Below are 13584 nucleotides of genomic sequence, written 5' to 3'. Positions count from 1 at the left end.
CCCACGTGCGCTTTCGTCTGACCCCGAGGGAGACGAGCTTCTACGACATGTTCGCCGCGTCCGCGGACAACATCGTCACGGGCTCGAAGCTCCTCATGGAACTGCTCGGGGCGGACACCGCCGGCCGGGCCGAGATCGCAGAGCGTATGCGGGCCGCTGAACACGCCGGTGACGACGCCACGCACGCGATCTTCCACCAGTTGAACTCCTCCTTCATCACGCCGTTCGACCGCGAGGACATCTACGCCCTCGCCTCGTCGCTCGACGACATCATGGACTTCATGGAGGAGGCCGTCGACCTCGTCGTCCTCTACAACGTCGAAGAACTGCCCAAGGGTGTCGAGCAGCAGATCGAGGTCCTCGCGCGGGCGGCGGAGCTGACCGCCGAGGCCATGCCGAACCTGCGGACCATGGAGAACCTCACCGAGTACTGGATCGAGGTCAACCGGCTGGAGAACCAGGCCGACCAGATCCACCGCAAGCTGCTCGCGCACCTCTTCAACGGCAAGTACGACGCGATCGAGGTGCTCAAGCTCAAGCAGATCGTGGACGTCCTGGAGGAGGCGGCGGACGCGTTCGAGCACGTGGCGAACACGGTGGAGACCATCGCCGTCAAGGAGTCCTGAACCGTCGATGGACACCTTCGCTCTGGTCGTGACCATCCTGGTCGCGCTCTTCTTCACGTACACCAACGGTTTCCACGACTCGGCGAACGCGATCGCGACGTCCGTGTCGACGCGCGCCCTGACCCCGCGGGCCGCGCTGGCGATGGCCGCGGTGATGAACCTCGTCGGCGCCTTCCTCGGCTCCGGGATCGCCAAGACCGTCAGCGAGGGGCTGATCGAGACGCCCAAGGGGTCGACGGGGATGGGCATCCTCTTCGCCGCGCTCGTCGGGGCGATCACCTGGAACCTCGTCACCTGGTACTTCGGCCTGCCCTCGTCCTCCTCGCACGCCCTGTTCGGCGGGCTGGTGGGCGCCGCGCTCGCCGGGGGCACCACCGTCTACTGGGACGGGGTGCTGGAGAAGATCGTCATCCCGATGTTCATCTCGCCGCTGGTCGGCCTGGTCGTCGGCTACCTGGTGATGACGGCGATCCTCTGGCTCTTCCGCCGCGCCAACCCGCACAAGGCCAAGCGCGGCTTCCGCATAGCCCAGACCGTGTCCGCGGCCGGAATGGCGCTCGGGCACGGCCTCCAGGACGCCCAGAAGACGATGGGCATCGTGGTGATGGCGCTGGTCATCGCCGACGTCGAGGACTACGGCGATCCCATCCCGGTGTGGGTCAAGCTCGCCTGCGCGATCATGCTGTCGCTCGGGACGTACGCCGGTGGCTGGCGGATCATGCGGACCCTCGGCCGGAAGATCATCGAGCTGGACCCGCCGCAGGGGTTCGCGGCGGAGACCACGGGCGCGTCGATCATGTTCACCACGGCGTTCCTGTTCAAGGCCCCGATCTCGACGACCCACGTGATCACCTCGGCGATCATGGGCGTGGGCGCCACCAAGCGCATCAACGCGGTGCGGTGGGGCGTGGCCAAGAACATCGTCCTCGGCTGGTTCATCACCATGCCGGCCGCCGCGCTCGTCGCGGGGCTGGCCTTCTGGATCGTGAACCTGGCGTTCCTGTAGACACCCGGGGGGGCCTCCCCCGCCGGTACAGACAGACGAGCCCGCCCCCCGGGAGCCAGGGGGCGGGCTCTTCTGTGGCCTCGCGGTGGCACCGCCATGCAGCACCGCGAGGGGTCCGGGGGGCGGCTCAGCCGAAGCGGCCCGAGATGTAGTCCTCGGTGGCCTGGACCGACGGGTTGGAGAAGATCCGCTCCGTGTCGTCGATCTCGATGAGGCGGCCGGGCTGGCCGACGGCGGCGAGGTTGAAGAAGGCCGTGCGGTCCGAGACGCGCGCCGCCTGCTGCATGTTGTGCGTCACGATGACGATCGTGAAGCGTTCCTTCAGCTCGCCGATGAGGTCCTCGATCGCCAGCGTGGAGATCGGGTCCAGGGCCGAGCAGGGCTCGTCCATCAGCAGGACCTTCGGCTCGACGGCGATCGCGCGGGCGATGCACAGCCGCTGCTGCTGACCGCCGGAGAGACCCGAGCCCGGCTTGTTCAGGCGGTCCTTGACCTCGTTCCAGAGGTTCGCGCCCTTGAGGGACTTCTCGACGACGTCCTGGAGTTCGCTCTTCTTGACGTTGCCGTTGAGGCGCAGGCCCGCCGCCACGTTGTCGAAGATCGACATGGTGGGGAACGGGTTCGGGCGCTGGAACACCATGCCGATCTCGCGGCGCACCGACACCGGGTCGACGCCCTGCCCGTACAGGTCCTCGTCGTCCAGCAGGACCTTGCCCTCGACGCGGCCGCCCGAGGTGACCTCGTGCATCCGGTTCAGGGTGCGCAGGAAGGTGGACTTGCCGCAGCCCGAGGGGCCGATGAACGCCGTCACCGAGCGCGGCTCGACGGTCATCGAGATGTCTTCGATCGCCTTGTGGGTGCCGTAGTAAGCGGTCAGTCCGCTCACGTCGATTCGCTTGGCCATGTCTTCTACTTCACTTCCAAAGTCTGGGGGTCGCCATCCGTCCCGCCCGGGGACGCGGTGCCGCTCAGCGACTGGTCTTCGGGGCCTTCCAGCGGGCGATGCCGCGGGCCACCAGGTTGAGGATCATCACGAAGGCGATCAGCGTGAGCGACGCCGCCCAGGCCCGGTCGTACGCCGCCTGCGAGCCGGCGCTCTGCGAGTACTGCTGGTAGATGTACAGCGGCAGCGACGCCTGCGCGCCCTCGAAGGGGTTGGCGTTGATGAACGGGTTGCCGAAGACCAGCAGCAGGACCGGCGCGGTCTCGCCCGCGATCCGGGCCACGGAGAGCATGACGCCCGTGATGATGCCGCCGATGGAGGTCGGGACGACCACCTTGATGATCGTGCGCCACTTCGGGACGCCCAGCGCGAGGGAGGCCTCGCGCAGCTCGTTCGGGACGAGCTTGAGCATCTCCTCCGTGGAGCGGACGACCACCGGCATCATCAGGATCGCCAGGGCCAGCGAGCCCGCGAAGCCGAACGGCTCCATCTCGAACATCAGCATCAGGCTCAGGATGAACAGGCCCGCGACGATCGACGGGATGCCCGTCATGACGTCCACGAAGAAGGTGACGGCGCGCGCGAGGTTGCCGCGCCCGTACTCGACCAGGTAGATCGCGGTGAGGATGCCGATCGGCGCGCCGATCAGGGTGGCGAGGCCGACCTGCTCCAGGCTGCCGAGGATGGCGTGGTAGATGCCGCCGCCGGGCTCGGAGTCGGCGACGACGCCCATGGAGTGGGTCAGGAAGTAGACGTCCAGGACCTTGGTGCCGCGCTGCACGGTCGCCCAGATCAGCGAGGCGAGCGGGACGACGGCGATCAGGAACGCGACCCAGACCAGCGCGGTGGCGATCCGGTCCTTCGCCTGGCGGCGGCCCTCGACGCGGGCCGCGACGACGTAGGTGCCCAGGAGGAAGAGGAGACCGGCGATCAGGCCCCACTGGATGCGGCTGTCGATGCCGGTGGCGAGGCCGAGCCCGATCGCGACGGCCAGCGACCCGGCCGCGGTGGCCCAGGGGGTCCACTTCGGGAGGGTGGCGCCGCGCAGCGTGCTGGGGCGCTTGTCGGTGACGGCTGCGTGGCTCATGCGTTGGCCCCCGAGTACTCCTTGCGGCGGGCGATGATCGCGCGGGCCGCGCCGTTGACCAGCAGCGTGATGACGAACAGCACGAGACCGGACGCGATCAGGGCGTCCCGGCCGAACTCGTTCGCCTCGTTGAACTTGCTGGCGATGTTCTGGGCGAAGGTGCCGCCGCCCGGGTTGAGCAGGCTGGCGTGGATGTCGAAGTCGGGGGAGAGCACGGTGGCCACGGCCATCGTCTCCCCGAGCGCGCGGCCGAGGCCGAGCATCGACGCGGAGATCACACCGGAGCGGCCGAACGGGATGACGGCCATCCGCACGACCTCCCAGCGGGTCGCGCCGAGGGCCAGGGCCGCCTCCTCGTGCATCTGCGGGACCTGGCGGAACACCTCGCGGCTGACGTTCGTGATGATCGGCAGGATCATGATCGCGAGGAGGATGCCGACGGTGAGCATCGAGCGCGGCGCGCCCTCGTCCCAGGAGAAGATCCCGGTCCAGCCCAGGTAGTCGTCGAGCCAGCCGAACAGGCCGTCCATGTGCGGGACGAGGATCAGGGCGCCCCACAGGCCGTACACGATGGACGGGACGGCGGCGAGGAGGTCGATCACGTACGAGATGGGGCCGCGCAGGCGGCGCGGGGCGTAGTGCGTGAGGAACAGGGCGATGGCGACCGCGATCGGGACCGCGAGGGCCATGGCGATCACCGAGGAGACGACCGTGCCGAACGCGAGGACGGCGATGCCGAACTTCGGCGGGATCAGGCCGGTGTTCCACTCGAAGGCGGTGAGGAAGTTCGCCTCGTCCTTGCTGATGGCGAGGGTGGCGCGGTAGGTGAGGAAGCCCGCGATCGCGGCCATGATCACCAGCAGCAGGATGCCCGACCCGCGGGAGAGACCGAGGAAGATCCGGTCACCGGGCCGGGTGGCGCCACGGGCCGCGCGCTTCTGCTCGGCCGGGTTCGGTGGGGTGGGGGGAGGTGCGTGGTCTGTGTGCGTGGATATGTCCATGGGATCTCCGGTCTGCGGAGCCGCGCGGGGACGAGCGGCTCGGGCGGGGCCGGATGTGCGGTCGGCCCCTGGCGGCGGTGCACCGGACGGCGCGGTCCGGACCGGGGCTCCCCCGGACCGGACCGCGCCTTCAGATCAGCTCAGGCCCTCGATGGTGCTGCGGACCTTGGTGATGATGGCGTCGGGGATCGGCGCGTAGTCGATGCCCGAGAGGATGCCCTGGCCCTGCTCGCTGGCGATGTAGCGCAGGAAGGCCTTGGTGGCCGGCAGGGTGTCGGCCTTGTTGCCCTTGTCGCAGGCGATCTCGTAGGTGACGAGGGTGATCGGGTAGGCGCCCTCGGCCTTGCTGGTGTAGTCCAGCTTCAGCGCGAGGTCGCTGCCGGTGCCGACGACCTTGGCGGCGGCGACGGCCTTGGTGGCGCCGTCGGAGGAGGCCTTGACCGGGGCGGAGGCGCCCGTGTCGAGGGCGACCGTGCCGACGCCGTCCTTCGCGTACGACAGCTCCATGTAGCCGATGGCGCCGTTGGTCTGCTTGACGCCCTGGGCGACACCGGAGGAACCGGCGGCGGACTGGCCGCCCTTGGCCTGCCAGGCCTTGCCGCCCTCGTACTTCCAGTCGCTCGGGGCGGCGGCGATCAGGTACTTGGTGAAGTTGTCCGTGGTGCCGGACTCGTCCGAGCGGTGGTACGCCTGGATCTTGAGGTCGGGAAGCTTCGCGTCGGGGTTGAGCTTCGCGATGGCGGCGTCGTTCCAGTTGGAGATCTTGCCGTCGAAGATCTTCGCCAGGGTGGGCGCGTCCAGGACGAGGTCGTCCACGCCGGACAGGTTGTAGGCGACGGCGATCGGGCCGGCCACCATCGGCAGGTCGATGCCCTGGCCGCCGGAGCAGACCTTCTTGGAGGCCTCGACCTCTTCGGGCTTGAGCGCGGAGTCGGAGCCCGCGAAGGCGACCGTGCCCTGCGTGAAGGCGGTGATGCCCGCGCCGGAGCCGGAGCCCTTGTAGTTGACCTGGACGCCGTTGCAGGCCTGGGTGAAGTTCTTGACCCAGGCGTCGATGGCGTTCTTCTGGGCGGAGGAGCCGTCCGCGAGGAGCTGCCCCTTCGCGTCGTCGCACTTGATGTCGCCGGCCGCCGGGGCGCTGGCCGCCGAGCTGCCGCCGTCACTGCTGCTGGAGCCGGTGTCGTCGGAACCGCACGCCGTGAGGGCCAGGGCGCCGGAGACGGCGAGAGCACCGAGGGTGAGGGCCCGCCGGTTCATGCGCTGAAGCTTCACTTGAGGGAGATCCTTCCAGGAGCCGCCGTCCTGAATTCCGGCGGCGTGCGAAGACGGGGTGATGCGTCCGCGTCCCTGAGGCCGCGCTCCGCACCGGGTAAGGCCGAAATTAGGCAGAACAGGTGAAGCCGCCTATGGGCACAAATGAACGGGGGGTGAACCCCTGGCGGCGGTGCGGTTAGGTCACGGAACGCTCACGCCGAGGACACGGGGTGATTCCGGCGGGGGCGAGGTGAGCGGAGCCGGTCCGTGGGCGGTCAGGTGCGGATCGGCGCAGGTCCGGTGTGGTCCGGCACGCCTCGGTGCGGTGCGGTCCCGTGCGGTCGCGTCCGGTGCGCTCGATGCGAGCGGTGTGCCCGATGCGCCCGGTCCAGGCGATGCGCCCGGTCCAGGCGGTCCGGGTGGTCAGGTGCGGTGCGGGCGGGGGCCGTCGTGGTCGTACGGCGGGCGGGCGGGGGCGGGCCCGGTCCGGCCGCCCAGGGCGGCGAGCAGCGCGTCCACGAGGGTGCGGTCGCGGGGCTGGGTGAGGCGGAGGCGGGCGTCGGCCGGGGGCAGCCAGAGCAGGCGGTCCACCTCGTCGTTGGGGGTGAAGCCGCCGAATCCGGCCTCGGCCGCCCAGTAGCGGACCTCCTTGGGCCGGCCCTGGGCGAGATACCGCACCGTGGGCAGCGGCACACCGGGCCGGGCCGCGTACCCCGTCTCCTCGGCGACCTCGCGCAGGGCGCACACCAGCCAGTCCTCGCCCCGCTTCAGCTTGCCCTTCGGGTGGGACCAGTCGTCGTACTTCGGTCGGTGCACCAGACACACCTCCAGCTCACCGCCGATCGGCGAGCGCCGCCACAGGACGCACCCCGCCGCCCGCACGGGCCGTGCCCCGGGCCCGCCCGCGAACGCGCCGACGGGCCCGCTCACCGGCCGACGCGCAGGCCGATCCACTGGCTCACTCACCGGGCACCGCCTCCTCGGGGTCGATCCGCACGTGCCGGACGGGGGCGGGCCGGGGCCGCCCGCGCGGGCCCGGCCACGGTCAGCCGGTCTGTCTCTGCCACGCCCGCTGGAAGGCGTACCGGGCCGCCTCCACCTCGTGCCGCTGGTCGGCGTGCAGGACACCGAGGGCGTACGCCGTCGCGGGCGCGATCCGGGGCGTGCGCGCCGCGTGCGCCGCCGCGGCGGCGGCCTCCGAGGCGTCCCGGTGCCGGTCCAGGGCCTCGCCCGCGGCGAGCAGTCGTACGTCCGGCGGTGTGTCGGCGCCGAGGACGACCTCCAGGGCGTAGCGGTGCAGCCGCAGCAGGAGGCGGACCTGGTGCCAGGGCGCGTCCTGCGGGTGCGGGGTGGGTTCCGGGGACAGGCCGTGGACGAGGGCCTCCGCGTTGTACGGGTGGCCCGCGGTGAGCAGCGGCAGGGCGGCCACCGCGTCCGTGAGGCGGTCCTCGGCCGCGGCGGCGAGGGGGCGCGGGTCGGTGGCGGCGGCGTGCGGGGCGAGCGGGACCTCGCTGGCGAGCACGGCGACCTTGTCGGCGACCGCGTGGAAGCGGCTCGACCCGAGGGCCTGGAGGGCGGTGGAGTGGGCCCGGGTCCGGGCGAGGGTCAGCTGCCGGTCCAGCAGCGCGCCCGCCTTCGCGGCGCCCACGGTCAGGTTGCCGCGGTCGGGGACGGCCGGGTGCTGGCCGGAACCGGCCGATGCCGCGCGGGGGGTGACGGGGAGGCGCGCGGGGGCGCCGGAAGGGGCGGGAACCGCCGCCGCGGTGGCGTCGCGCGGGTCGGGGCCGGTGCGGGTGGCGGTGCCGGTGCGCGGGTCGGTGGCCGTGGTGGTCCTGGACCGGGCCGCCGCGCCGGTCCCCGCCGGGTCGGCCGGGTCCACCGATCCCGGTGTCCCCATCGCGGCTGCCGCCCCGCCCGCCTGGGCCGGTACCGGCGTGCGGACCGGCACTTCGAGCGGGGCGGCGGGGACGGCCGGGGGCGCGCCGGAGAGGCGGTGCAGGGCCAGCAGGAGCCGCTCCAGCCGCGCCTCGCAGGAGTGTTCGAGCGCCAGGGTGCCCGACAGCCAGGCCAGCTCCGGGCGGATCTCCTCCGACCAGCCGGGGTCGAGCAGCGGCCGGAAGGTGTGCAGGCTGCCGCTGATCCGGCGGGCCGAGCGGCGCAGCGCCCGAGCCGCGTCGACGGACTGTCCCGGGCCACCGGCCGCCGCGCCGTTCGGCGACCCGCCACCGGTCTCCCGGTGCAGGCGCAGCGCGCGGAGGAACTCGGTGGCCTGGGACCGGAGATAGCCCGCCAGGGCCTCCCCGGTCACGGTCGGGGCGTCCGGCCCCGCCGTGTGGTCCGTCAGGTCATGGTGTCGCTGTGCCACGCCGGCGCCTCCGGGCGTCTATGAGCATCTCCTGGACGTTGCGCAGGGGTTGGCCGTCCGCGTCGGTGGCGTGCCGGGTCCACTCGCCGTCCGGGCCGAGGTGCCAGGAGGCGGTGGTGTCGGACATGCCGGTCTCCAGCAGCCGGTTCAGGGCCGCGCGGTGGGCCGGGTCGGTGACCCTGACCAGGGCCTCGATACGGCGGTCGAGGTTGCGGTGCATCATGTCGGCGCTGCCGATCCACACCTCGGGCTCGCCGCCGTTGCCGAAGGCGAAGACCCGGGAGTGCTCCAGGAAGCGGCCGAGGATCGAGCGGACCCGGATGTTCTCCGACAGGCCCGGCACGCCCGGCCGTACCGCGCAGATGCCGCGCACCCAGACGTCGCACGCCACCCCTGCCTGCGAGGCCCGGTACATCGCGTCGATGATCGCCTCGTCCACCATCGAGTTGACCTTGATGCGGACGGAGGCGGGGCGTCCCGCGCGGTGGTGCTGGACCTCCTTGTTGATGCGCGATATCAGGCCGTCGCGCAGCGACTTGGGGGCGACCAGGAGTCGGCGGTAGGTCTCGCGGCGGGAGTACCCGGAGAGCCGGTTGAAGAGGTCGGAGAGGTCCGCGCCGACCTGCGGGTCGGCGGTGAGCAGGCCGAGGTCCTCGTAGAGGCGGGCCGTCTTCGGGTGGTAGTTGCCGGTGCCGACGTGGCTGTAGCGGCGCAGGGTCTCGCCCTCCTGACGGACCACCAGCGACAGCTTGCAGTGCGTCTTGAGGCCGACCAGGCCGTACACGACGTGGCAGCCCGCCTCCTCCAGCTTGCGCGCCCACTTGATGTTCGCGTGCTCGTCGAAGCGGGCCTTGATCTCGACCAGCACGAGGACCTGCTTGCCGGACTCGGCGGCGTCGATCAGCGCGTCCACTATCGGCGAGTCGCCCGAGGTCCGGTACAGGGTCTGCTTGATCGCGAGGACGTCCGGGTCGTCGGCGGCCTGCTGGAGGAACGCCTGCACGGAGGTGGAGAACGAGTCGTACGGGTGGTGCAGCAGCACGTCGCGGTTGCGCAGCGCGGCGAAGATGTCGGGCTCGGAGGCGGACTCCACCTCGGCGAGGTCGCGGTGCACGCCCGCGATGAACTTGCGGTACTTCAGCTCGGGCCGGTCCAGGCCGTGGATGCGGAACAGGCCGGTCAGGTCGAGCGGGCCGGGCAGCGGATAGACCTCGGCCTCGCTGATCTTCAGCTCGCGCACCAGCAGGTCGAGGACCTCGCGGTCGATGGACTCCTCGACCTCCAGCCGCACCGGCGGTCCGAAGCGGCGCCGCATCAGCTCCTTCTCCAGGGCCTGGAGCAGGTTCTCGGCGTCGTCCTCCTCGACCTCCAGGTCCTCGTTGCGGGTGAGGCGGAAGGCGTGGCTCTCCAGCACCTCCATCCCGGGGAACAGCTCCTCCAGGTGGGCGGCGATGACGTCCTCGATGGGCACGTACCGGCCGGGGGAGCATTCGAGGAAGCGGGAGAGCAGCGGCGGGACCTTGACGCGCGCGAAGTGCTTGTGCCCGCTGACCGGGTTGCGGACGACGACCGCGAGGTTCAGCGAGAGACCCGAGATGTACGGGAAGGGGTGCGCGGGGTCGACCGCGAGGGGGGTCAGCACGGGGAAGATCTGGTGCCGGAACAGGGTGAAGAGGCGGGCCTGCTCCTTCTCCGTCAGCTCGCTCCAGCGGACCAGGTGGACGCCCTCCTCCGCGAGCGCGGGGGCGACGTCCTCGTGGTAGCAGGCGGCGTGCCGGGCCATCAGTTCGCGCGAGCGGGCCCAGATCATCTCCAGCACCTCGCGCGGCTGGAGCCCGGACGCGGAGCGGGTCGCGACGCCGGTGGCGATGCGCCGCTTGAGACCGGCCACCCGGACCATGAAGAACTCGTCCAGGTTGCTGGCGAAGATCGCGAGGAAGTTCGCCCGCTCCAGCAGCGGCGTGTTCGGGTCCTCGGCCAGCTCCAGGACCCGCTCGTTGAACGCGAGCCAGCTGCGCTCCCGGTCCAGGAAGCGGCCCTGCGGGAGCTGCGGGCCGTCGACCGGTGACTCCTCGTAGGCGTCGAGGTCGGCGTCGATGTCTGGTTCGAGGTCGGAGACGACCGCCGCCACCGTGTGCGGGCGGTGCGCGGCTATGGAGCCCACGGAGGGCTGCGCGTGCTGGACCTTGGCCTCGTGCTGACTCATGCCCCCATTGTTCCGCGCCGGGGGCGTTGCAGGCGCGTCGGAACGGGCGGGTGGGAGCACGGCGGCGTGCGCGGCGCGCCCGCCGGGCCCGCTCCGCCCGGCGGTCCCGGTGCCTTCGGCGCCCCCGGCACCCGCGGCGTTCCCGTGGCGGGGCGCACCCTCGGGGGCTTCCCCGTCGGGACGCGGCGCGGGCTCGGGCACGGCTCGGTTCATTGGCTGAGCGTCGCAAGGCCGTCTGAACCGATGGTTACGGCGACATGGCGTGCGGGATATCGGGGGGCGGATCGCGGGGGTGGTGGGGGTGAGGAGTGGTTCCGGCCCCGTACGTCCCGTCCCCCGCGTCGGGGCGTAGGAGGCCGGGGCGTAGGAGGCCGGGGCGTAGGTACGCCGTTCAGGTGGCCGTCGGGATCGGCGTGGTGGGCGAGCCGGACGCGGCGGGTGTCTCGCGGCGGCGGGGCGGGGTCGCGGTGGACCGCCGGATCAGGGCGTACGCGGTGACGACGCAGGCGGCGGCCACGGCGAGGAGGAGCGCGGCGGCCATGAGGTGGAGCGGCCAGAAGTGGGACCGGGGGTGGAAGGTGTCGTAGAAGCCGGTGACGTCCATGCGGTCGAAGAGAGCGACGCACTGCGGGTCCTGCCAGGAGGGCCCGCAGCCGGGGTCGGCGATACGGGCGCCGGACTCGGTGATCAGCCCTCTGACGACCGGTATCCCGTCGATGTACGTGTACGGCTCGTCCAGGGCGCGGACCCGGGTGACCCTCGGCCACAGGTACGGCAGGACCCGGTCGGTGGCGAGGCCGAGGGCGAGTGTGACGCCGAGGCCGAGACCCAGCGCGGGCAGCGTGCGGCGGCAGACCACGCCCGCCAGGGCGCCCACGGCGAGCGCGGCCAGGGCGAAGGCGGGCAGGGCCGGGCCGTTGGTGTAGAGGGTGGGGCCTTCCGACCACTGGTCGCTCGCTCCCGTACGCCCCTGCCGCGCCGTCCACAGGAACCGGTGCAGCAGCACCAACAGGCCGAGGCCCGCCGTGATCAGCGCGGCGGGGACGGCCAGCTTGGCGGTGAGCCAGCGGGTCGGGGAGATTCCGAGCGTCCACGCGAGACGGGCCGTGCCCGACTCCAGCTCCCGGCCGACGAGGGCGGCGCCCGCCCAGGCGGCGACCAGGAAGGGGACGGCGATCATGGCCAGGTTCGCCCAGGCGTAGACCTCGTCGTAGCGCAAGGCCGCGTCCTCGTCGAAGACGCAGGGCGCGCTGGGCCCGCAGGCCCGGAACCGGCGCATCGCGTCGGCCGCCGCGTCGCCCATGGGTCCCCACAGCACCAGGAGGGCGACCGCCATCAGAACGACGGACACGGCCCAGATCCACAGGGCGGGCCGGTGCACCGTCCACATCCAGGACACGGCGCGGGGCGGCCGGGGCGCCGGGTGCGGGCGGCGCGCGCGGGAAGGGGCGCCCGACGGCGGGAGAGAGGCCACGGTGGTCATGCGGAAGCCTCCTGGGAGTGAAGGGAGCCGACCGGGGCGGGAGCCGTGTCGGGTGTGAGGGACGCCGCGCGGGGGCTGCGCAGGTAGGCCAGGACCAGTTCCTCCAGGGACGGCGGAGTGGCGTGCCAGTGGTCGGGGAGCGGCTCGGCGGGGCGGAGCAGCGCGGTGAGCTGGCGGCCCGTGATGGCGGAGTCGACGACCGTGTGCCCGGAGCCGCCGAGCAGCTTGGCGGCCTGCGTGGACGTGCTCACGCGCGCGTGGGCCGCCAGCAGCTCGTCCAGCTCGCCCGCCAGCCGTATCCGGCCGCCGCCTAGGAGGAGCAGGTGGTCGCAGGAGTTCTCCAGCTCGGCCACCACATGAGAGGACATCACGATGGTGGTGCCGTCGCGCGCGGCCGTCGCCATCAGGGTGCCCAGCAGTTCGTGCCGGGCGAGCGGGTCGAGGTCGGCCGTCGGCTCGTCCAGCAGGAGCAGGTCCGGCCGCCTGCCGAGCGCCAGCGCGAGGGCCACGCGGGTGCGCTGGCCGCCGGAGAGCGTCCGGACGCGGGACGCCGGGTCCAGCCCGCCCGCGGCGACGATCCCCTCGGCGGTCGCCGCGTCCCAGCGGTCCGGAGCGAGCGCGGCGCCCACGCGCAGGGTCTCGGCGATGCTCAGGTGCGGGTACAGCGGCTTGTCCTGGCCGACGTGCGCGACGCGCGCGCGGGCCGTCGCCGGGTCCGTGCCGAGGACGGTGACGGAGCCCTCGGTGGGCGGCAGCAGGCCCGCGACGAGGTCGAGGAGCGTGGACTTGCCCGCGCCGTTGGGGCCTACGACGGCGCAGACCCGCCCGGCGGGCAGCCGGAACGCGCAGTCGCGCAGCGCCCAGCCGCCACGGCGGCCGAAGCGTCTGCCGAGCCCGGTCGCCGCTATGGCGATGTCGGTCATGAGGGGTCCCCCTGGGAGTGGCGGTGGTGGTCGTGGGCCGTGCGGCCCGAGTCGGTCGTCCCGGCCTGCGTGGTGGCCGCGGTCGGCGGGGACGTGGCGTTCGATGGAGCCGTGGCGTCCGGCGGGGCGGTCCGCGCCGTCGCCGTCGCGCCGTACTGGTCCAGTACGGCCGTGAAGAGCGCGGCCACGTCCTCACGGTCGAGCCCCGCCGCGCGGGCCCGGTCGGCCCAGTCGTCCAGCTCGGTGCGCAGGGGCGAGTCCGCGGGCGCGGCGCCGAGTCCCCGGCGGACGAAGGTGCCCAGACCGCGGCGGGCCTCGACGAGGCCCTCGCGCTCCAGTTCGCGGTAGGCCTTCAGCACGGTGTTGGGGTTGATGGCCGTCGCTTCGACGACCTCGCGGGCCGTCGGCAGCTGGTCGCCGGGGCGCAGCAGGCCGAGGCGCAGGGCCTGCCGGGTCTGCTGGACGATCTGCATGTAGGTGGCGACGCCGCTGTGCCGGTCGATGCGGTAGGCGAGCACTTCCACCACCCTTTCACTAATTGAGTAGTGAAAAGGTGGTGGAGGGGTGGGGTGCATGTCAAGTCAGTTCGGGGTGCGTGTCCGGGCGGCGGGAGTGCCGGGGGAGACTCGGGGGGCTTCGGGGCCCGCCGCGGAGGCCGGCGCGGGGCCCGCCGCGGGGCCCGGTGCGGTC

At 72.4% G+C, this 13584-nt stretch carries 12 protein-coding genes; 2 read left to right on the top strand and 10 right to left on the bottom strand.

Going from position 1 to position 13584, the window contains the following annotated elements; translation table 11 throughout:
* Positions 1 to 5 precede the first annotated feature (5 nt).
* Positions 6 to 626 carry a DUF47 family protein gene (locus tag ACIQPQ_RS14545; protein WP_355884573.1) on the top strand — a complete coding sequence of 207 codons (621 nt, stop codon included), beginning with the start codon at positions 6 to 8 and terminating at the stop codon, positions 624 to 626.
* Between the two features lie 7 nt (positions 627 to 633).
* Positions 634 to 1632 (top strand): anion permease, encoded by a 999-nt coding sequence (locus ACIQPQ_RS14540; RefSeq protein WP_401303523.1) that lies wholly within the window; start codon positions 634 to 636, stop codon positions 1630 to 1632.
* 127 nt (positions 1633 to 1759) lie between these two features.
* Here ACIQPQ_RS14540 and pstB read toward each other — a convergent pair whose 3' ends face one another.
* The 10 genes from pstB to ACIQPQ_RS14490 all read right to left on the bottom strand — a co-directional run bounded on the left by pstB (position 1760) and on the right by ACIQPQ_RS14490 (position 13412).
* Positions 1760 to 2536: a phosphate ABC transporter ATP-binding protein PstB gene (gene pstB / locus ACIQPQ_RS14535; RefSeq protein ID WP_401303522.1), complete on the bottom strand. Its 777-nt coding sequence runs from the start codon at positions 2534 to 2536 to the stop codon at positions 1760 to 1762.
* Positions 2537 to 2600: 64 nt separating this feature from the next.
* Positions 2601 to 3662 (bottom strand): phosphate ABC transporter permease PstA, encoded by a 1062-nt coding sequence (pstA, locus tag ACIQPQ_RS14530; RefSeq protein ID WP_401303520.1) that lies wholly within the window; start codon positions 3660 to 3662, stop codon positions 2601 to 2603.
* Complete coding sequence (pstC, locus tag ACIQPQ_RS14525; RefSeq protein WP_401303518.1) at positions 3659 to 4663, bottom strand: phosphate ABC transporter permease subunit PstC; 1005 nt, start codon at positions 4661 to 4663, stop codon at positions 3659 to 3661. The genes pstA and pstC overlap by 4 nt, the downstream gene beginning before the upstream one ends.
* 135 nt (positions 4664 to 4798) lie before the next feature.
* Positions 4799 to 5935 (bottom strand): phosphate ABC transporter substrate-binding protein PstS, encoded by a 1137-nt coding sequence (gene pstS / locus ACIQPQ_RS14520; RefSeq protein ID WP_401303516.1) that lies wholly within the window; start codon positions 5933 to 5935, stop codon positions 4799 to 4801.
* Positions 5936 to 6340: 405 nt separating this feature from the next.
* Positions 6341 to 6847 (bottom strand): NUDIX hydrolase, encoded by a 507-nt coding sequence (locus tag ACIQPQ_RS14515; protein ID WP_401303514.1) that lies wholly within the window; start codon positions 6845 to 6847, stop codon positions 6341 to 6343.
* 115 nt (positions 6848 to 6962) lie between these two features.
* Positions 6963 to 8282 carry a CHAD domain-containing protein gene (locus ACIQPQ_RS14510; protein ID WP_401303513.1) on the bottom strand — a complete coding sequence of 440 codons (1320 nt, stop codon included), beginning with the start codon at positions 8280 to 8282 and terminating at the stop codon, positions 6963 to 6965.
* Positions 8263 to 10488: an RNA degradosome polyphosphate kinase gene (locus ACIQPQ_RS14505; RefSeq protein WP_383768873.1), complete on the bottom strand. Its 2226-nt coding sequence runs from the start codon at positions 10486 to 10488 to the stop codon at positions 8263 to 8265. Before ACIQPQ_RS14505 ends, ACIQPQ_RS14510 begins: the two co-directional genes overlap by 20 nt.
* Before the next feature lie 391 nt (positions 10489 to 10879).
* Positions 10880 to 11971: an ABC transporter permease gene (locus ACIQPQ_RS14500; RefSeq protein WP_401303511.1), complete on the bottom strand. Its 1092-nt coding sequence runs from the start codon at positions 11969 to 11971 to the stop codon at positions 10880 to 10882.
* Positions 11968 to 12894 (bottom strand): ABC transporter ATP-binding protein, encoded by a 927-nt coding sequence (locus ACIQPQ_RS14495; RefSeq protein ID WP_401303510.1) that lies wholly within the window; start codon positions 12892 to 12894, stop codon positions 11968 to 11970. Before ACIQPQ_RS14495 ends, ACIQPQ_RS14500 begins: the two co-directional genes overlap by 4 nt.
* Positions 12891 to 13412: a GntR family transcriptional regulator gene (locus ACIQPQ_RS14490; RefSeq protein ID WP_401303612.1), complete on the bottom strand. Its 522-nt coding sequence runs from the start codon at positions 13410 to 13412 to the stop codon at positions 12891 to 12893. Before ACIQPQ_RS14490 ends, ACIQPQ_RS14495 begins: the two co-directional genes overlap by 4 nt.
* Between the last annotated feature and the right edge of the window lie 172 nt (positions 13413 to 13584).

The organism is Streptomyces sp. NPDC091281 (assembly GCF_044757425.1).
Classification (GTDB): Bacteria; Actinomycetota; Actinomycetes; order Streptomycetales; family Streptomycetaceae; genus Streptomyces.
The sequence above is the reverse complement of the archived record's forward strand: the minus strand, read 5'-3'. Positions and strand labels throughout refer to the sequence as shown.

Bases quoted from the DNA above. Each gene is read 5' to 3' on its own strand.
- pstB (WP_401303522.1), bottom strand. From the start codon at position 2,536: ATGGCCAAGCGAATCGACGTGAGCGGACTGACCGCTTACTACGGCACC.
- pstA (WP_401303520.1), bottom strand. From the start codon at position 3,662: ATGAGCCACGCAGCCGTCACCGACAAGCGCCCCAGCACGCTGCGCGGC.
- ACIQPQ_RS14500 (WP_401303511.1), bottom strand. From the start codon at position 11,971: ATGACCACCGTGGCCTCTCTCCCGCCGTCGGGCGCCCCTTCCCGCGCG.
- ACIQPQ_RS14495 (WP_401303510.1), bottom strand. From the start codon at position 12,894: ATGACCGACATCGCCATAGCGGCGACCGGGCTCGGCAGACGCTTCGGC.
- pstC (WP_401303518.1), bottom strand. From the start codon at position 4,663: ATGGACATATCCACGCACACAGACCACGCACCTCCCCCCACCCCACCG.
- ACIQPQ_RS14505 (WP_383768873.1), bottom strand. From the start codon at position 10,488: ATGAGTCAGCACGAGGCCAAGGTCCAGCACGCGCAGCCCTCCGTGGGC.
- ACIQPQ_RS14540 (WP_401303523.1), top strand. From the start codon at position 634: ATGGACACCTTCGCTCTGGTCGTGACCATCCTGGTCGCGCTCTTCTTC.